This window comes from Ruegeria sp. H3, assembly GCF_056533095.1.
Window position 1 is genome coordinate 152,630 of record NZ_JBQFOD010000001.1, and the last position, 18,167, is coordinate 170,796.

Genomic DNA, 18,167 nt, shown 5'->3' on the forward strand with positions numbered 1-18,167 from the left:
CCCGGCAATTAGACCAATGTCAGGCTTAGCTGCCCGAACCCATGGTGACTTCGTTGGCAATCGCGTCCTGAGTTTTTGCCAGCTCAGGGTCAGCAACCAGGCCGTAGTTGGCCAGCGGGCTGGTGGGGCCGGCGATTTCGTCAGCAACGAAGAACTGAGCGTACTCTTTCAGGCCAGGGATCACGCCGATATGGGCTTTCTTCACGTAGAAGAACAGCGGGCGCGATACAGGGTATTCACCGGTCGAGATGGTTTCGGTCGACGGCGCGATACCCGACATGGTCGCAACTTTTAGTTTGTCGGTGTTGTTCTCGTAGAATGCCAGACCGAAGATGCCGATACCGTTCGGGTTGGTGTCGATACGGGCCAGGGTTTCGGTGTAGTCACCGTCGATGTCGACCGACTTGCCATCAGTGCGCACGTCCAGGCATGCATCTTCTGCGTCATCTTCGCTCATGCCGCCAGCGATCATCGCTTCCATGGCGCCAGTTTTTTCACAGCCGATCAGCAGAACTTTTTCTTCGAACACTTCACGTGTGCCGTGCTTGGTGCCGGGGATGAAGCCTGCGATTTCAACATCAGGCAGATCGCCGTTGAACTCGGCCCAGGTGTTGTACGGGTTGTCAACGATCGCGCCGTCTTTCAGAACCTTCGCACCCAGTGCGTTGAAGATGTCTGCGGGCTCAAATGCGGTGAAAGCGGGGCCAGACTGCTGGCTTGCAAACACAATGCCGTCATAACCGATGCGGACTTCCATGATGTCGGTCACGCCGTTTTCGGCACAGGCTTTGATCTCTTTTTCGCGGATCGCGCGCGACGCGTTTGCGACGTCGATGGTGTTTTCGCCAACGCCTTCACAGAAGCGCTTGAGGCCAGCCGAAGAGCCGCCCGATTCAACAACAGGTGTTGGGAAGTCGGTGTTTTCACCAAACAGTTCAGCAACGATCGACGCGTAAGGCAGAACGGTCGAAGAACCGGCAACCTGAACGTTGTCACGAGCAGCAGCAGCAGTGGCCGAAACAGCAGCGATCGCCAGCGCAGAAGCTGACAGTTTTACAAAGGACATTACAGTCTCCCTGAAAAAGGAATGTTTGATCACCCCCATGATGATCTCGGCTGAACCCCTAGGGGTCCCGCGTAAGGCTTTTGTGACATGTTTGTAACGCTTTTATGACAGCTGAAGTTTTATTTGAAATCCGCCTCGCACAAAGGCGCAAACTACACCCTGAGTTGAACCCATCGCCCGCCGCAAACCCGGTGCGCGTTATCGCGGTAGAATAACCGTGAAGACCGATCCTTTGCCGAGATCGCTTTCAACTCGAAGGCGCCCCCGATGACGGTTGACGATGTGTTTCACAATCGCCAGCCCCAAGCCTGTGCCGCCCAATTGCCGCGAGCGATGGCTGTCCGCGCGATAGAATCGCTCTGTCAGTCGCGGCAAATGAACCGAATCGATCCCCGGCCCTTTGTCGACGATCTGAACCCGCACAGCTGGACCACGCACTGCCGTGTCCCGCTCGGACGGTGCGATACGAACCTCAACACTGCCGCCGCTGCCGCCGTATTTGATCGCGTTTTCAACCAGATTGGTGAAAACCTGCCGCAGTTGATCGCTGTCTCCAGTGATCGAGACCGGATCACCAGGCGTGGTCAATGACAGAACAACATCTGCATCTTCAGCCAAGGGTTTCAGAGAATTCAGCGTCGATTCCAGCAAGCCATTCAGCTCCAGCTGCTCTTTCGGGCGCACCCGTTCTTCGCTTTCAACACGGTTGAGCGACAACAGATCACCAACCAGACGGTTCATCCGGTTCGCCTCGTCCGTCATGATCTGCAAAAACCGATCCCGGGCCGCCGCGTCCTCGCGCGCTGGGCCGCGCAGGGTTTCGATAAAGCCCATCAAAGCGGTCAATGGCGTGCGCAATTCATGGCTGACATTAGCAACGAAATCACGCCGCATCTGACTGGCTTGCTCTAAATGGGTTATATCCTGAAATACGGCCAGAACCGCCCCCCCGGAGACCGCGCCGATCCCGTTCATATAGCGGCACTGCATCTCGAATGTTGTATCCTGCGCACCATCGTTTGACAGATGCCGGGTCTTGCGCGGGCCTTTGCTGCGCAGGCTTTGTTCCATTGCGTCTATCACCTGCGGCTGACGCAGGATCGTTGCAAAATGTCGGCCCAACATGTTCTGGCCCAAAAGCGTGCGCGCATCGGTATTGGCTGCAATGATACGTTCAGTCTGATCAACCATCAGCGCGGGCATCGGAATGGCCGACACAATTTCCGCAAGTAAATCCTCTGACATCGCCTGTAACCTTGTTCGCTTCGGCCGGTTAGGACACGGGCGTTAGAGTTTCACGAAACCTGCGCATGTTTTCCTGATAATATTGTGCACTGAATGTGATCCGCTGCGCGGCAGAGCTGTCCAGTTGGCGCACGACCTTGCCGGGTGATCCCATCACCAGAGAGTTGTCTGGTATCTCTTTGTTTTCAGTGATCAAAGCCCCTGCCCCGATCAAGCAGTTCTTGCCGATCTTTGCCCCGTTCAGAACAATCGCGCCCATGCCGATCAGGGTGTTTTCGCCAATGGTGCACCCGTGCAGCATGACTTTATGGCCAATGGTGCAATTCGCCCCGATGGTCAGCGGGAAGCCCGCATCGATATGCATCACACAGTTTTCCTGCACATTGCTGCCAGCGCCCACGCGAATTTCTTCGTGATCCGCGCGGATGGTGCAGCCGAACCAAACCGATGCGCCCTGCTCTAGCACCACTTTGCCGATCAGATTGGCGTCCGCTGCAACCCAAGTGTCTTCGTGTATTTCGGGGGCGTCTTTGCCCAAAGCATAGATTGGCATCACAGGGCCTCGAACTCATTTTGTAGTTTACGTACGTGGTCTTGCAGCCTGGGTTGCTGAATACGGCGCATGCGTTCGGCGCTAACGATGGTTTTCAACTTTTCTTCGGTCGCATCCAGATCGTCATTGACCAGAACGTAGTCGTAATAGCCCCAATGGCTGATCTCATCCCAGCTTTTGAGCATACGTTTGGCGATCACATCGTCGCTGTCTTGGCCGCGGGTTTCCAGGCGGCGGCGCAGTTCCTGGATCGAGGGCGGAAGGATGAAGATCGACAAGGCGTGTTTGCCAAGGTCGGAATTGCGGATCTGAACCTCACCCTGCCAGTCGACGTCAAACAGAACATCTCGACCTGCGTTGATCGACTCGCGCACCGGTCCGGCCGGAGAGCCGTAGAAATTCCCAAAGACGTGGGCGTGTTCCAGCATCTGGCCATCGGCGACCTGCTGTTTGAACGCATCCTCGGTTTGGAAATAGTACTCACGCCCATCCTGCTCGCCGGGACGCGGTGCGCGGGTGGTGGCCGAGATTGAAAACTCCAGCCCCTCATCCCAGGCCATCAAACGCCGCGCCAAGGTGGATTTGCCCGCGCCAGACGGCGAAGACAGGATGATAAGAAGGCCTCGACGATCTGCCATTTCAATATGTTCCGTCATTATTCAACATTCTGTACCTGCTCGCGCATCTGGTCGATCACAGCCTTTAGTTCCAATCCGACCGAGGTCAGATCGGTGCTTTGCGCCTTGGAACACAAGGTGTTTGCCTCACGGTTGAATTCCTGCATCAGGAAATCGAGTTTACGACCCACCGCCCCGTCCTGAGCCAGTAGATCACGCGCGGCGTTCACATGGGCGGTCAGGCGGTCAATCTCTTCGGTCACGTCTGCCTTGACCGCGATCAGTGCCAGTTCCTGCGCCACCCGTTCCGAATCGACGCCTTGAGCATTCTCCATCACCCGAGCCAGATTCTCGCGCAGGGCTTCGGCCATTTTATCCTTGCGCTGTTCGGCCAAATCAGCCGCTTGCGCGGTCAGCGCGGCAACCTGATCCAGCTGCGTCGTCAATACCTCGGCCAAGGCTTCACCCTCGGTTTGCCGCATCTGCAGGAACGCGTCCAACAATGCGGGAAACGCCTTTATCAGATGCGCGACCAGAGAGGTTGGATCATCGCTATCAGATCCCGCATCCATCATGCCTTTCAGGGCTAGCAAATCCGTCGCTTTGGACGGGGTTAGCGCAATACCTTTGGCCTCAGCCATGTCCTGGGTCTGCTGCAACGCCTCCAGCGCGGCGGACATCGCGGCTGTATTCAGCGCAAGCTCAGTAAGCGTTTCGTCTCGACTAATGCGCATGGAAAGCGTTACGTTGCCACGGCTCAAAGACTTGGACAGGGTTGCGCGCAACCCGGCCTCAAGCCCGGTCAGCCAATCCGGGACGCGAATGCGCATGTCCAGCCCTTTGCCGTTGACGCTGCGCAGCTCCCACGTCCAGCTATGCGGGCCAAACTCGCCTGTCCCCGAGGCGAACCCGGTCATGGATTTGATCATGACAGACCTTTCTATGGCTTTCCGCATTTTCAACTCTTGCCGCACCTAATGCCATTGGCCTTGCAAGGGCAAGAGTTTGCTCAAGCGGCAATTCATCCGCAGAAGTTAACCATTCGTTAAAGAATTCCTCCAAAATTGTATTAACCCGTGTCAATTTGGCCAAAGCAAAGGCTGTCGGGCCGCAGATGCCCCGGATGCGTTGCATTTTATGAAAATAGCGGCTGAATGGCGTTAGGGTGATGGAAATGAAAACCTTTTTCGGGACTGATTCCGGGTCAGAATTTGGAAAGATCGTCGCAATGGATCGCTTTGACAGTGGACGTTCTCTTTCGCCGATCCGTCAGGCCGAGGCGTATTGGACCGCGCTGTTGTCCGGCGACGGGGTGCCCAAGCGGTCGCAAATCGATCCGCGCGGGTTGGAAAATGTGCTGGAATACACATTCATTCTGGAACGCATCGCGCCTGGATTGGCCCGTTTTCGCTTGGCGGGAAGCCATCTGAGTAAGCTTGCCGGTATGGAAGTGCGTGGCATGCCGCTGACTGCGTTCTTCGAGGCCGAAGCACGACCCAAAGTCAAAGAGACACTGGAACAGGTGTTCAGCGCGCCCGCCACGGCCGAGCTTGGCCTGACCTCCAGCGGCGCATTTGGCCGCGCCCGCATGCAAGCCCGGATGATCCTGCTGCCCTTGCGCAGCGATCTGGGTGATGTCAGCCGTGTGCTGGGCGTGATGCTTAGCGATGGTGCCATCGGGTCGACCCCGCGCCGCTTTGAGATCTCAGACCAGCGGATCAAGCAGGTTTCCGATCTACACAGCCCGGTCGAACCTCAGCGTGATGCCGCAGGCTTTGCCGAAGATCAGACCGAGTTTAGCCGAAGAAGCCATCTACGACTGGTCGTCTCGCGCGACGACTAGCCGCCACAAAACGGCGAGCCCTTGGCCCGCCGTTTCGATGCTTGGATTACTCTATTCAGCTGGCCGCGCGCTTGGAACCGTTCCGGCGCAGATTGGTCAGCTCTTCGGCGACCAGGAACGCCAGTTCCAGCGACTGTGACGCGTTCAGGCGCGGGTCGCACGCGGTGTGATAGCGGTCGGACAGATCTTCTTCGGTCACGGCACGCACGCCGCCGGTGCATTCGGTCACATCCAGACCGGTCATCTCGAAATGCACGCCACCGGGGATGGTGCCTTCGGCTTGATGCACGCCAAAGAAGTCACGCACCTCGCGCAGGACCGAGTCGAACGGACGTGTCTTATACCCCGTGGCCGACTTGATGGTGTTGCCATGCATCGGATCGCAGACCCAGGTCACCTTGGCGCCTTCTTCCTTCACGGCCTTGACCAGACGCGGCAGATGCTCACCGGCTTTGCCAGCCCCGAAACGCGCGATCAGGGTCAGGCGACCCTCTTCGTTGTCCGGGTTCAGCTTTGACATCAGAACCTTCAGGTCTTCAGCGGTCGTGGTCGGTCCGCATTTCAGACCAATCGGGTTCTGAACGCCACGACAGAATTCAACATGCGCTCCGTCAGGCTGACGGGTGCGGTCACCGATCCAGATCATATGACCCGAGCCAGCCAACCAGTTGCCTGAGGTTGAATCTAGACGGGTCAGCGCCTCTTCATATTCCAGCAAAAGCCCTTCGTGGCTGGTGTAGAATTCCACGGTTGAGAACTCATGCGTTGTATCCGCCGTGATCCCGGCAGCACCCATAAAGTCGATGCTGTCCTGAATGCGATCTGCAATCTCGGAATATTTCTGCACGTCCTGATCGTCAGCGAAGCCCAGCGTCCAGGCATGAACGCGGCTCATATCCGCGAAACCACCGGTCGAGAACGCACGCAACAGGTTTAGTGTGGCAGCCGCCTGAGTGTAGGCCTGCAGCATCTTGGATGGATTCGGAATTCGCGCCTCGGGCGTGAAGGCCAACTCGTTGATGATGTCACCACGATAGCTGGGCAGTTCCACGCCATCCACAACTTCGGTCGGCGCGCTGCGCGGCTTGGCAAACTGGCCGGCCATGCGGCCAACTTTGACCACCGGCACCTTGGCGCCATAAGTCAGAACCATCGCCATTTGCAGCATCACCTTGAACGTGTCACGGATCGCATCCGCGCTGAATTGTTCAAAGCTTTCAGCACAATCCCCGCCCTGCAACAGGAAGGCCTCGCCGCGACCGGCGGCACCCAGATGTTGCTTGAGACGCCGCGCCTCACCGGCAAAGACCAGCGGGGGATACTGCGAAAGCTGCGCCTCGACTTTGGCCAGGGCGGCCGCGTCGGTATAGTCTGGCATCTGAACCCGGGGCTTGTTGCGCCAGTTCGATTTCTGCCATTCGGTCATAGCCTTGATCTCCGCTGATAGTATTCAGGTGGTCTCTATACAAAATGCAATGAAGAGTGACCATATCCCATTTGCGCCTCTTGACGCCGGAAACAAGCTTTGAGCATGGTGTCTGGCAAAATACGCGCGACGAGGTGCAGCCGTCGTGGATTCGGGGAACAACAGCCATGCAAGAGCAACGCCAAGTTGTCACAGTGGACGGCGACACAGATAAGCCGGTCAACTTTGTATTCATCTTGTTAGACAAATTCTCGCTACTGTCTTTTGCATCCGCGCTAGACAGTCTGCGCATTGCCAACCGTATGGCAGGCAAAGAGATTTACACCTGGTCGCTGGTCGGCGAAGGCGGCGAGGTGGTGTCGTGTTCGGCCGGAACCACCTTCAAGCTTGATGCGGATCTTGGCGATTTGCGCCGTGACGATGTGATCATGGTGTGTGGTGGCGTCGATGTTCAGAGCTCGACCACCAAAAAGGTTCTAAGCTGGCTGCGCCGCGAGGCGCGCAAGGGCCTGAAGATCGGTGGTCTGTGCACCGCAGCCTATACGCTGGCCAAAGCAGGCTTGCTGGATGACAAACGCGCGACCATTCACTGGGAGAATGCCGACAGTTTCGCAGAGGAGTTCGACACCGTTGAACTGACCAAATCGGTCTTTTTGATCGATGGCAATCGCATGACAACTGCTGGGGGCACATCTTCAATCGATTTGATGCTGAAGCTGATCGCAGATGATTTCGGCGAAGAACTGGCCAACGCGGTCGCCGATCAGATGATCTATTCCTCGATTCGCACGGATCAGGACACACAGCGCCTTTCGACGCCGACCCGTATCGGCGTTCGTCACCCCAAGTTGAGCCAGGTCATCCTGATGATGGAAAAAAATACGGAAGAACCGATCTCACCCTCGATCTTGGCCAAAGACGTGGGCATGTCGACGCGGCAACTTGAACGTCTGTTCCGCCGCTACCTGAGCCGCTCACCCAAACGGTACTACATGGAACTGCGCCTGCACAAAGCGCGCAACTTGCTGATGCAGACGGATATGAGCGTGATCAACGTGGCGCTGGCCTGTGGCTTTGCTTCGCCCAGCCATTTCTCAAAATGCTACCGGGCGCATTACAACACGACGCCCTATCGGGAACGAGGATCGCAAAGCGGGCGCCTGTCGATCTGACATCTCAGCCAGGTGTCATACGATAGACCGCACTCTGACCCACGGAAATGAACCAGATCGATCCATCTGGGGCTTGAACGATATCGCGGACACGTTCTGTTTCCGGTCCCTTAATCTGCTCGACCTCGCGCAAAGGCGATCCGGACAGTCGCGCGATGTAGTCAAACTTGAGCGAACCGACGAAGATGTCGCCGCGCCATCTTGGAAACAAATCACCGGAGTAAACCAGCAAGCCTGAGGGCGCGATGGAGGGGTCCCAATAGAAAGCAGGCTGTTCAAGGCCGGGCTTTGACGTACCCTCGCCTATTTTCTCACCTGAGTAATGCGTGCCATAGGAAATAATCGGCCAGCCATAGTTTTTGCCCGGCTGCGCCAGATTCACTTCATCCCCACCGCGCGCACCATGTTCTGAAACCCAGAGCGCGCCACTGGCATCCAAACCAGCCCCTTGCGGGTTTCTGTGGCCAAAAGACCAGATTTCGGGCCGAAAACCGGGCTGCCCGACAAAGGGGTTATCGGCCGGAACCGTCCCATCACGGTTGATACGGATGACCGAACCCATCTGATTTTTTGTATTCTGTGCTGAAGGCCGATCCCCCCGGTCGCCAATGGTTAGGAACAGCGTTCCATCCTGCGCCTCGACCACGCGTGATCCGAAGTGGCGACCGCCCGAGCCGCCTGGCTCGGCCTCGAACAAGACACGCAGGTTGGTCAGGCGTTTTCCGTTTTCTGACAACCGCGCCACCGCCAAAGCCGTGCCTGCGCCGCCCGACTGAGGTTTGGAAAACGTCAAAAAGACCTCGCGGCTCTGACTGAAGTCACGAGGGATTGTTATGTCCAGCAACCCGCCCTGCCCGGCAGCGGCCACTTTCGGAGCGCCTGATACGCGGTTGGTTTCGCCATCCGATACATAGATCAGTTCTCCGTCCCGCTCGGTCACCAGAAAGCTGCCATCTGGCAGGAGACCCAGGGCCCAGGGTGTATCCAATCCGCCCAGCATCTGTGTGGCCTGAACCGCGCCCTCTTTGGTTTGCAGCACTCCGGCAAAGGCTACGCCGCCCGCACAAATTGATAGAATGAGAGCAAATAGTCGGAACATCGCTGTCCTCCGCAGGTTCAGGTTGCGCGACCATTAGAGGCCGGTACCTTCCATTAGATAAGGGCGTTTCCAAAAAATGTAGCCTCAGAATAGCGCTGTATAGGTTATCGAAGTCCAGTGCAAAACACCCTAAGCGCCTTTCTAAACCTGACGTTTTGGCAATGCAAAAAATCCTGCACCGGCAATCACGCCAATACCGAGGAGCCCTATGATGTCTGGCAGCTCATTAAAAAACATACCGCTCCAAATCAGGCTGAACACCAGGTAGCTGTAGTCAAAGGCTGCAATCGTTGCCGGTGGTCCGTTTTGATAAGCGAAGGCAGCACCCACGCTGCCGATGAGCACCAGAACCGCCAGCGCAACAACCGTCGCAAGCAATTGTAGGTCAAGCGTCTGCCACGTTCCCAAAATGAATGAACCCTGTCGACCGGCGAACATCCAAAGGAATGCGCCGCAGCCGATAAACGAAGCGTTCAGTATCAGCGCTAGGACGAGCGGGTCATCCTCTCTGCATTTGGCTGAGGTTATCACCATCGCGCAGCCATACAGGAAAGCGGCGATGATCGGCAGCCAGGTTGCCAGCGCAATGTCAGCAGTGTCCGGTCGGATGACCAGCAATACGCCGAAAAACCCTCCGACGATTGCCAAGGCCACTCGGATAGAAGGCTTTCGACGGGCTATCAAAGCGGCAAGCGCAACAATGAATATCGGTCCCGTGTAATAGGCTGCTGCTGCAAGTGACAGCGACATTGACGACAATGCTGAGTAGTAGCTGAGCCACATGCAGACCAGCAGCGCGCTTCGAAGAAATATCCAACCGATATTCGACCAAACGATCTTACCGCGCCGCTGCAGCAGCCACCAAAGTAGGGGAAGCACAATGGCGGACCGCAGAATGAACATCTGCCAGAGGGGTAAGGCAAGCCCCGTTGCTTTGACTATCGCATCACCCAGCGACAGTGCGGCGACCGATATGACTATGGTTGCGACGGCGGTACCTGTCCGAAATGGTTTTGCGGTTGTTTTCATGGCAACGGGTCATCATGTCAGTTCATCTGCGCCTAAAAAATCATGTATTACCTCATATATTAAATGATATTCCGTCTTATATGCATGAGATTTTGGAATGGAAATTGACAAGAAATCCCTGCCTCCGTTGTCTCGGTTGAGACCGTTTGAAGCTGCCGCAAGGCACGAAAGCTTCTCACTGGCCGCGGACGAACTTGGGATGACACAGACAGCGATCAGCAAGCAGATCGCAGCCCTGGAGCGTGAGTTGGAAACGCCTCTGTTCGAGCGGCGCAACCGTGCGGTTTTCCTGACTGACGCCGGACGGCGATTTGGTCGCGTGGTAGAAGCTGCGCTATCGGACATCGCTGCCGAAGTCGCCACCTTGAAGGGTGAAAGACGGACAAATGAGCTTGTGCTTCATTGCCAGCTTTGCGAGGCCTTCTACTGGCTTATGCCACGGCTTGCGGGTTTTCATGAACGCCATCCAAGCGTCGAGCTACGTGTTGTGAGCAGTCTCAACCCACTGACAGAAACGTCCGAACGCTACGATGTCGCCATGCAGACCTCCGGTCGCGCGACGGGTTCGGCACGCCTTGCATTCACCGCATCAGACAACATCTTTCCCGTTTGCTCTCCGTCGTTTCTGCCAAAGAACGCTCTGCCATTGGCTCCTGAGATGCTTCTGGCATACCCGCTATTGGCCCATTCAGTTACGCCGCAGGATTGGACCGACTGGCGTGGTTGGTTTTCTGGAATCGGTGCTGAATTGACCGATCGACCGCGTTTGGTTTCATTCGACAGCTATCCGCTTGCGCTGCAGGCTGCGGTGTCTGGTCAGGGCATCGCTCTTGGTTGGCAAAGGACGACTCAAGGCATGATCGAAGAAGGCAAGTTGATCCGACCGTGCAACGCGCAAATGGAACGACCGACCGAACTCTCGGTGTTCCGCGGTAATACACGTAACCGACATCCCAAGACTGATCAGCTTTTGGAATGGCTGCAGCAAGAACTGAATTCTTAGCCGACGTTCGCACCAAGTTTATCACCCTGGAATTTGGGCTGTGCGTAGTCACCAGAGTTTCTTCAATGAGCATGCGTTTCTAGGGACTTTTCTTTTGCGAACAGCTTGCCTAGGGTCGTGCCCAGTTGGAATACCAAATCAGGGAGTAACTTCATGAAAAAGCTGCTTACAGCAACTGCAGCAACCGCTTTGCTGGCGGGCACGGCCATGGCCGAGGATGTCAAACTGGGCATTCTGTTCGGCTTCACCGGCCCAATTGAATCGCTGGCCCCGGCCATGGGCTCGGGTGCCGAAATGGCAATTGCCGAAGTCACAGAGTCGGGCAAGCTGCTGGACGGCGCGACGGTTGTTGGCACCCGTGCCGATACCGGCTGTATCGACAACGGTCTGGCCACTTCGAACGGCGAGCGTTTCATCGCGGATGGCGTCAGTGGCATCATCGGCGGTGACTGCTCGGGCGTAACCGGCGCGATCCTGCAGAACGTCGCGATTCCGAACGGCATGGTGATGATCTCGCCATCGGCCACTTCGCCTGGTCTGTCGACCATGGAAGACAACGGGTTGTTCTTCCGCACCGCACCGTCGGATGCGCGTGAAGGTCAGGTGATGGCTGACATCCTGAACGATCGCGGCATCAGCTCGATTGCTCTGACCTACACTAACAACGACTACGGCAAGGGTCTGGCGGACGCGATCCAGTCCTCGTTCGAGGCTTCGGGTGGCGAAGTGACCATCGTCGCAGCACACGAAGACGGCAAGGCCGACTACTCGGCTGAAGTTGGCGCGCTGGCCTCGGCCGGTGGCGATATTCTGGTCGTTGCAGGCTATCTGGATCAAGGTGGTCTGGGCATCATCCAGTCGGCTCTGGACAGCGGCGCGTTTGACACGTTCGGTCTGCCTGGCGGCATGATCGGTGACTCGCTGCCTGCGAATGTCGGTCCGGACCTGAACGGCTCGTTCGGTCAGATCGCTGGTTCGGGTGGTGAAGGCGCCGAGAAGTATTTTGCCATGGCCGAAGCTGCAGGCTTTGATGGCTCGTCGCCCTACTCTCCGGAAAGCTACGACGCCGCTGCTCTGTTCATGCTGGCCATGCAGGCTGCAGGCTCGACCAGCCCGGCGGACTATGGTTCCAAAATCATGGACGTTGCCAACGCTCCGGGTGAGAAAATCTATCCCGGTGAGCTGGCGAAAGGCCTGGAGCTGCTGGCTGCTGGTCAGGAGATCGACTATGTCGGCGCATCGGGTGTTGAGCTGATCGGCCCCGGTGAAAGCGCGGGTTCGTATCGCGAGATCGAAGTGACCGACGGCGAGAATAAAACCGTCAACTTCCGTTGATCCGAGAACAATAGTCATAAAATCAAGCAGCCCGGGCCTTGTGTCCGGGCTGTTTCAATGAAAAAAGGCCGCACCCCGAAAAACGGGGGCGTGACAAGAATGCCAGGACCGGCAGCTGGGGGAAAAGATGATCGTCGTCGATGACGTGCACAAGCATTTCGGCGGGTTTCACGCGGTGGATGGGGCATCGCTGGAAATCCAAAAGGGTTCGATCACCGGCCTGATCGGGCCGAATGGGGCCGGAAAAACGACGCTGTTCAATGTAATTGCCGGGGTTTTGGCCCCAACCTCTGGCCGTGTGTTCATGGATGGTGAGGATATCACCGGTCTGCCGCCGCATGATCTGTTCCACAAGGGGCTGCTGCGCACGTTCCAGATTGCGCATGAATTCTCGTCGATGACCTGCCGCGAGAACCTGATGATGGTGCCAGGCGCCCAGGCGGGGGAATCGCTGTGGAACACTTGGTTCGGGCGCAAGCGGATCGCGGATGAAGAACGGGCGTTGAAGGCCAAGGCCGACGAAGTTCTGGAGTTCCTGACCATCGAACATCTGGCCGATCACAAGGCCGGTCAGGTCTCGGGCGGGCAGAAAAAGCTGCTGGAGCTTGGCCGCACCATGATGGTGGACGCCAAGATCGTATTTCTGGACGAGGTCGGCGCGGGTGTGAACCGCACCCTATTGATGACAATCGCCGATACGATCCTGCGCCTGAACAAAGAACGCGGCTATACCTTTGTGGTCATTGAACATGACATGGATTTCATCGGCAAGATCTGCGACCCGGTTATCTGTATGGCCGAGGGTAAGGTTCTGGCCCAAGGCACTCTGGATGAGATCAAGGCCAATGAGCAGGTGATCGAAGCTTATCTGGGCACCGGCCTGAAGAACAAAGACAAGCTGGAGGCCCACACATGACCGCTGGCATGAGCGACAACCCCTACAAGGATGACAAGGGCAACAAAGACGCCTCGATCACCAATACTCACGGGGTCGGCACCCTGACGCCTGCGCGCACCAAAAGCGGCGAAACGCATAAGGTCGAGGGCGGCCCCTTTCTGATCGGCGACACTATGACCGGCGGCTATGGTAAGGGCCCGGACATTCTGCACGACTGCACCATCTCCGTCGACAAGGGGGAGATTGCAGTCATCGTTGGTCCCAACGGCGCGGGCAAGTCGACGGCCATGAAAGCGGTGTTCGGCATGTTGGACGTTCGGTCCGGTTCTGTGCGTTTGGATGGTGAGGACATCACCAACCTCACCCCGCAGGATCGCGTCATTCGCGGCATGGGATTTGTCCCCCAGACCTCGAACATCTTCACATCGATGACGGTGGAAGAAAACCTCGAGATGGGGGCATTTATTCGCCGCGACGACATCAGCCAGACCATGGAGCAGGTCTATGACCTCTTCCCTATTTTGCGCGACAAACGCAACCAAGCCGCCGGGGAGCTGTCGGGCGGTCAACGCCAACAGGTCGCTGTTGGACGCGCTTTGATGACCCAGCCCAAGGTGCTGATGCTGGACGAACCCACCGCCGGTGTTTCACCCATCGTGATGGATGAGCTGTTCGACCGGATTATCGAAGTCTCACGCACAGGGTTGCCGATCCTGATGGTTGAACAGAACGCTCGTCAGGCGTTGGAGATTGCCGACAAAGGCTATGTTCTGGTGCAGGGACGGAATGCGTATACCGGGACGGGCAAAGAACTGTTGGCTGATCCCGAGGTGCGAAAGAGCTTCTTGGGGGGATAGCAATGAAAGTTCTAGCACTCTCAGTATTTTTGCCTTTAGTCGCGAATGCGGCAACCTCTCAAGAGATCACAAAGTGTAAATTGGAATACACTTGTGCCAACATCGCCGCCTGCCAATCGACAAAGACAGGTCTCGGTGTCGCTTTCGAGTTTGAGATTTTGCCCGACAATCAGCTTCGCCTTGATCTCGGAAATGGCGAATTGCCATTGCTGCAGGTTGAACAAGTGAGCGAAGACTTGATGACCGCTCATGGATGGGATTCCACACGCTCAGCCTCTTACACCTTCAGCTTGTTTGCCGACGGGATTGTCGCTTATACGACCCACGTGTTTGTGGGTAAAGGCATAAGCTTGACCGGCCTTGGCCGCTGCGAAACCAACAATCAATAGAACTGCTCGCAAGGTACTCTGATTTCCCCCTTATTTCGAGGCGTATGGAGTCGGTTAGTTTCAATATCAGCTTCTCCCAACCCACCATCCCAACAATTCCACGCGTCGGCTGTAATCCGGTCACATTCTACGATTAGCGCGGGCTCTGTGAAGGAAACAATTTCCCGGATAAGCCGATCCAGCTCCGTGAAATCAGCGAGCCTTCTGGATAAAAACTCTATTCAGGACCCTAAAATGAAAAAATGGATATGGGTGGCGGTAACCACCCTGTGCGCGACGACCGCAATGGCCGAGGAACGTCACTTTGTCTGTGTCTCGGACCGCGACGGCAGCGAAGTCCGTCTGGACCGCTCGGCTGAGGGTGACAAAGGCAGTATCGCAACCGACAAGGTTGCGGGGGATGCGATCGTCCTCAAAGGCATTGGCAACATGACCTTTGTTCACATCGAAGGCGCGGATGTGATGACCTTTGTCGTGCATATGGACGATATGAGCTATGATCTGTCGGTAAAAGGACCACATGCGGGAACCGATCACGGGTCGTGCACAGAAACTGGTGCTTAACCCGAATACTCATAAATATCAGAACGATACAAGTCAGTCCTGACCCCCGCGAGAATTAACATGTGAGCGAGGGTCGCCAATTGCGATTGATGGGCTGGATGTTGAATCCAGTATCTGTTCCACCCTGACTCTCAACTTGTGAACACAGGGTGGAATTCCCCAAAATAACGGGGAAATAGGATAGAAAACCGTCCTCTTGTGTTGTGTCCTGCGATGGCGTCGTGCCATAAGGCCGCACCCGGTCAGAGGGAATGAATATGGACCTGTTAAATGCGCTCGTGGCGCTTTCGAATTTTGTGATCGTGCCCGCGATTGCCTATGGCAGCCAATTGGCGCTGGGCGCGTTGGGGGTGACGCTGATCTACGGCATCCTGCGGTTCTCGAATTTTGCCCATGGCGACACCATGGCCTTTGGCGCGATGATCGCCGTTCTGGTCACATGGGCATTGCAGGCGGCCGGTGTCAGTTTTGGGCCACTGCCGACAGCGCTACTGGCCCTGCCCTTTGCTATTTTAGGCTGTATCGTTCTGGTGCTGATCACAGATCGGCTGGTCTATCGCTTCTATCGCGCGCAAAAGGCCAAACCGGTCATATTGGTAATCGTTTCGATGGGCGTGATGTTCATCATGAACGGGCTTGTCCGGTTTATCATCGGGCCGGATGATCAAAGGTTTTCGGACGGCGCACGCTTCATTGTCTCGGCACGGGATTTTAAGGCGATGACCGGGCTGCGTGAGGGGCTGGCAATCAAGACCTCTCAGGGCATCACCGTGATTGTCGCTATTCTGGCCGTGGCTCTGCTGTTCTGGTTCTTGAACAAGACCCGCACGGGTAAGTCGATGCGCGCCTATTCGGATAACGAGGATCTGGCGCTGCTGTCGGGTATCAATCCCGAACGTGTGGTGATGATCACGTGGATCATCGTGGCTGCACTGGCGACCACGGCGGGCGTGCTTTACGGCCTCGACAAGAGTTTCAAGCCCTTCGTCTATTTCCAGCTTCTGCTGCCCATCTTCGCTTCGGCTATTGTAGGCGGCCTAGGCAACCCGTTGGGTGCCATCGCAGGCGGCTTCATCATCGCGTTTTCCGAGGTGACGATCACCTATGCGTGGAAAAAGGTACTGACATATGTTGCGCCGGAAAGCCTTGCTCCGTCCGGTTTGGTACAGTTCCTGTCGACTGACTACAAATTCGCCGTCAGCTTTGCGATCCTGCTGATCGTGCTGCTGTTCAAGCCCACGGGCCTGTTCAAGGGGAAAGTGATATGAGCGAGTCCGTTAAAAACACCCTGCTCTTTATCGTTGTTGGCGCGCTGATCCTACTGACCGGGTTCACACAAAGCTGGAATGCGGCGATCCTGATCCTGAACATGGGGCTGATCTCGGCTATCATGTCGATCGGAGTGAACCTGCAATGGGGCTTTGCGGGCCTCTTCAATGTTGGTGTCATGGGCTTTGTCGCGCTGGGCGGCCTCGCGGTTGTGCTGGTCTCGACCCCTCCAACACCCGGTGCATGGTCGGGTGGTGGCTATGGTGTCATCCTTGCGCTTCTTCTGGGGGCCGCCACGGTGGTCGCCGCTGTGATGGTTGCGCAGAAGATGCCGAAGGGGCGCGCGCAGACCTTAGCCATCATCGGCATTCTGATCGTCGGCTTTTTTGTATACCGCGCGATCTTTGATCCAAATGTCGAAACGATCGAGGCGATTAACCCTGCCGTCGCAGGCAATATCGGTGGCCTGAATATGCCCGTTCTGCTGGCCTGGCCTGCCGGAGGTCTGCTGGCAGCTGGTGCTGCCTGGTTGATCGGGAAAACCGCGCTGGGCCTGCGCTCGGACTATCTGGCCATTGCCACGCTTGGCATTGCCGAGATCATCATTGCCGTGATGAAAAACGAAGACTGGCTGGCCCGTGGCGTCAAAAACGTCTACGGCATACCGCGCCCTTCGCCTGTCGTTGGGTACGAGGTCGATTTGCAACAAGATCCTGCATTTATCGCTCGGGCAGATTGGCTTGGGATTGACCCGGTCACGGCTTCGACACTGTCGGTTAAGCTAGGCTATTCGCTGCTGTTCCTGATCGTTCTTCTGGTCCTGCTTTGGATGGCGCAGATGGCACTCAAAAGCCCATGGGGCCGCATGATGCGCGCCATTCGTGACAATGAAGTCGCGGCCGAAGCGATGGGCAAGGATGTCACGCGCCGCCATCTGCAAATCTTTGTGCTGGGGTCCGCGATCTGCGGCATCGCGGGTGCTATGATGACCACGTTGGATGGGCAGCTTACACCGGGTACCTACAACCCCTTGCGCTTTACCTTTCTGGTTTGGGTTATGGTGATCGTCGGTGGGTCAGGCAACAACTTCGGTGCCGTTCTTGGCGCCTTCCTGATCTGGTTTCTTTGGGTTCAGGTTGAGCCGATGGGCCTTTGGCTGATGAACCTGATCACCAGTGGAATGGCTGATGGTAGCGCGCTGAAGACACATCTGATCGATAGCGCCGCCCATATGCGGCTGTTTACGATGGGCCTGATCCTGCTGATTGTTCTCAGATTCAGTCCAAGAGGGCTGATCCCCGAGAAATAGGCCGAAATCCTCTTAAATCAGATGGCCGCGTCGGCAGGAACCGGCGCGGCGTCTTGTTTCTTAAAGGTTTTTTGACTAAACCAGCCTACCATTACCAGTAACTGAAACTGTTCGTTTTGTTGACGCTCACTCACACCGTTCATCGGGCCCGCAAATGACCAGTAAACCAGTCTAAAGAGTAGTAAGAACCATGAAAAACCCGCTAACCAAAGCTATCGTCTTGTTGCCGCTTGTTGCGATAGTCGCGGCATGTATTCCCTCACCGAAAGATTTGGAAACGACACCAGTCCAGGTCCAGACGTCCAAGGGAGTCGTGACGTGCCAGCTGTATCGCCAAGATCGCGTGACTTGGGATCGCGCCATCGATTTCCCGGCTACCAAGATGTCGGTGCCCGAGGCGGATGCCATTTGCCAGCAGGAAGGCCTGCGCCGCATCGGCAAGTAAATTGTTGCATTTGACATGAGACGCTCATGCCCCGCCGAGCCGATGGCT

The 18,167-nt window shown here is 56.5% G+C and carries 19 protein-coding genes; 11 read left to right on the plus strand and 8 right to left on the minus strand.

The genetic code is table 11. The features are described from left to right. Positions 1-25: 25 nt before the first annotated feature. The 5 genes from ACR0JE_RS00810 to ACR0JE_RS00830 form a co-directional block, all read right to left on the minus strand. Complete coding sequence (locus ACR0JE_RS00810; RefSeq protein ID WP_170536726.1) at positions 26-1,066, minus strand: substrate-binding domain-containing protein; 1,041 nt, start codon at positions 1,064-1,066, stop codon at positions 26-28. A gap of 198 nt (positions 1,067-1,264) precedes the next feature. Then, positions 1,265-2,311: a sensor histidine kinase gene (locus ACR0JE_RS00815; protein ID WP_480862320.1), complete on the minus strand. Its 1,047-nt coding sequence runs from the start codon at positions 2,309-2,311 to the stop codon at positions 1,265-1,267. Positions 2,312-2,339: 28 nt separating this feature from the next. Continuing rightward, positions 2,340-2,864: a gamma carbonic anhydrase family protein gene (locus ACR0JE_RS00820; protein WP_480862322.1), complete on the minus strand. Its 525-nt coding sequence runs from the start codon at positions 2,862-2,864 to the stop codon at positions 2,340-2,342. Beyond that, positions 2,864-3,502 carry a guanylate kinase gene (gene gmk, locus ACR0JE_RS00825; RefSeq protein ID WP_170537043.1) on the minus strand — a complete coding sequence of 213 codons (639 nt, stop codon included), beginning with the start codon at positions 3,500-3,502 and terminating at the stop codon, positions 2,864-2,866. The genes ACR0JE_RS00820 and gmk overlap by 1 nt, the downstream gene beginning before the upstream one ends. Before the next feature lie 17 nt (positions 3,503-3,519). After that, positions 3,520-4,410: a YicC/YloC family endoribonuclease gene (locus ACR0JE_RS00830; protein ID WP_480862775.1), complete on the minus strand. Its 891-nt coding sequence runs from the start codon at positions 4,408-4,410 to the stop codon at positions 3,520-3,522. A gap of 245 nt (positions 4,411-4,655) precedes the next feature. Between ACR0JE_RS00830 and ACR0JE_RS00835 the strand changes: the two genes are divergently transcribed. Beyond that, positions 4,656-5,324, plus strand: coding sequence for a PAS domain-containing protein (locus ACR0JE_RS00835; RefSeq protein ID WP_480862324.1), 669 nt, complete (start codon positions 4,656-4,658; stop codon positions 5,322-5,324). A gap of 55 nt (positions 5,325-5,379) precedes the next feature. Here the strand turns inward: ACR0JE_RS00835 and ACR0JE_RS00840 are convergent, their stop codons facing one another. Continuing rightward, entirely contained in the window at positions 5,380-6,750 is a 1,371-nt protein-coding gene (locus ACR0JE_RS00840; protein ID WP_480541449.1) for a class II 3-deoxy-7-phosphoheptulonate synthase, read from the minus strand. Between the two features lie 167 nt (positions 6,751-6,917). Here ACR0JE_RS00840 and ACR0JE_RS00845 point away from each other — a divergent pair, with 167 nt between their 5' ends. Further along, positions 6,918-7,922: a GlxA family transcriptional regulator gene (locus tag ACR0JE_RS00845; RefSeq protein WP_480549189.1), complete on the plus strand. Its 1,005-nt coding sequence runs from the start codon at positions 6,918-6,920 to the stop codon at positions 7,920-7,922. Between the two features lie 4 nt (positions 7,923-7,926). On the opposite strand, the gene ACR0JE_RS00850 is transcribed toward ACR0JE_RS00845, so the two are convergent. After that, a complete protein-coding gene (locus ACR0JE_RS00850; RefSeq protein WP_480862326.1) occupies positions 7,927-9,021 on the minus strand; it encodes a PQQ-dependent sugar dehydrogenase in 1,095 nt (364 codons plus the stop codon). A 141-nt stretch (positions 9,022-9,162) separates the two neighbouring features. Next, complete coding sequence (locus ACR0JE_RS00855) at positions 9,163-10,050, minus strand: DMT family transporter (protein ID WP_480862328.1); 888 nt, start codon at positions 10,048-10,050, stop codon at positions 9,163-9,165. Positions 10,051-10,147: 97 nt separating this feature from the next. Here ACR0JE_RS00855 and ACR0JE_RS00860 point away from each other — a divergent pair, with 97 nt between their 5' ends. The 9 genes from ACR0JE_RS00860 to ACR0JE_RS00900 all read left to right on the plus strand — a co-directional run bounded on the left by ACR0JE_RS00860 (position 10,148) and on the right by ACR0JE_RS00900 (position 18,119). After that, positions 10,148-11,053: a LysR substrate-binding domain-containing protein gene (locus ACR0JE_RS00860; RefSeq protein WP_480862330.1), complete on the plus strand. Its 906-nt coding sequence runs from the start codon at positions 10,148-10,150 to the stop codon at positions 11,051-11,053. 153 nt (positions 11,054-11,206) lie between these two features. Beyond that, positions 11,207-12,388 carry an ABC transporter substrate-binding protein gene (locus ACR0JE_RS00865; RefSeq protein WP_480549185.1) on the plus strand — a complete coding sequence of 394 codons (1,182 nt, stop codon included), beginning with the start codon at positions 11,207-11,209 and terminating at the stop codon, positions 12,386-12,388. A 127-nt stretch (positions 12,389-12,515) separates the two neighbouring features. After that, positions 12,516-13,304, plus strand: coding sequence for an ABC transporter ATP-binding protein (locus ACR0JE_RS00870; RefSeq protein ID WP_480862333.1), 789 nt, complete (start codon positions 12,516-12,518; stop codon positions 13,302-13,304). An 8-nt stretch (positions 13,305-13,312) separates the two neighbouring features. Next, on the plus strand, positions 13,313-14,143 hold the full coding sequence (locus ACR0JE_RS00875) for an ABC transporter ATP-binding protein (protein WP_480862777.1): 831 nt from the start codon (positions 13,313-13,315) through the stop codon (positions 14,141-14,143). Between the two features lie 2 nt (positions 14,144-14,145). Beyond that, on the plus strand, positions 14,146-14,532 hold the full coding sequence (locus ACR0JE_RS00880) for a hypothetical protein (protein ID WP_480862335.1): 387 nt from the start codon (positions 14,146-14,148) through the stop codon (positions 14,530-14,532). 234 nt (positions 14,533-14,766) lie between these two features. Beyond that, positions 14,767-15,096, plus strand: coding sequence for a hypothetical protein (locus ACR0JE_RS00885; protein ID WP_480862337.1), 330 nt, complete (start codon positions 14,767-14,769; stop codon positions 15,094-15,096). A gap of 257 nt (positions 15,097-15,353) precedes the next feature. After that, the gene (locus ACR0JE_RS00890) at positions 15,354-16,364 is read left to right on the plus strand and encodes a branched-chain amino acid ABC transporter permease (RefSeq protein ID WP_480549175.1); all 1,011 of its coding nucleotides are present in this window, start codon (positions 15,354-15,356) and stop codon (positions 16,362-16,364) included. Continuing rightward, positions 16,361-17,674 (plus strand): branched-chain amino acid ABC transporter permease, encoded by a 1,314-nt coding sequence (locus ACR0JE_RS00895; protein ID WP_480549173.1) that lies wholly within the window; start codon positions 16,361-16,363, stop codon positions 17,672-17,674. Before ACR0JE_RS00890 ends, ACR0JE_RS00895 begins: the two co-directional genes overlap by 4 nt. A gap of 190 nt (positions 17,675-17,864) precedes the next feature. Beyond that, a complete protein-coding gene (locus ACR0JE_RS00900) occupies positions 17,865-18,119 on the plus strand; it encodes a hypothetical protein (RefSeq protein WP_480541429.1) in 255 nt (84 codons plus the stop codon). The last annotated feature ends 48 nt before the right edge of the window (positions 18,120-18,167 follow it).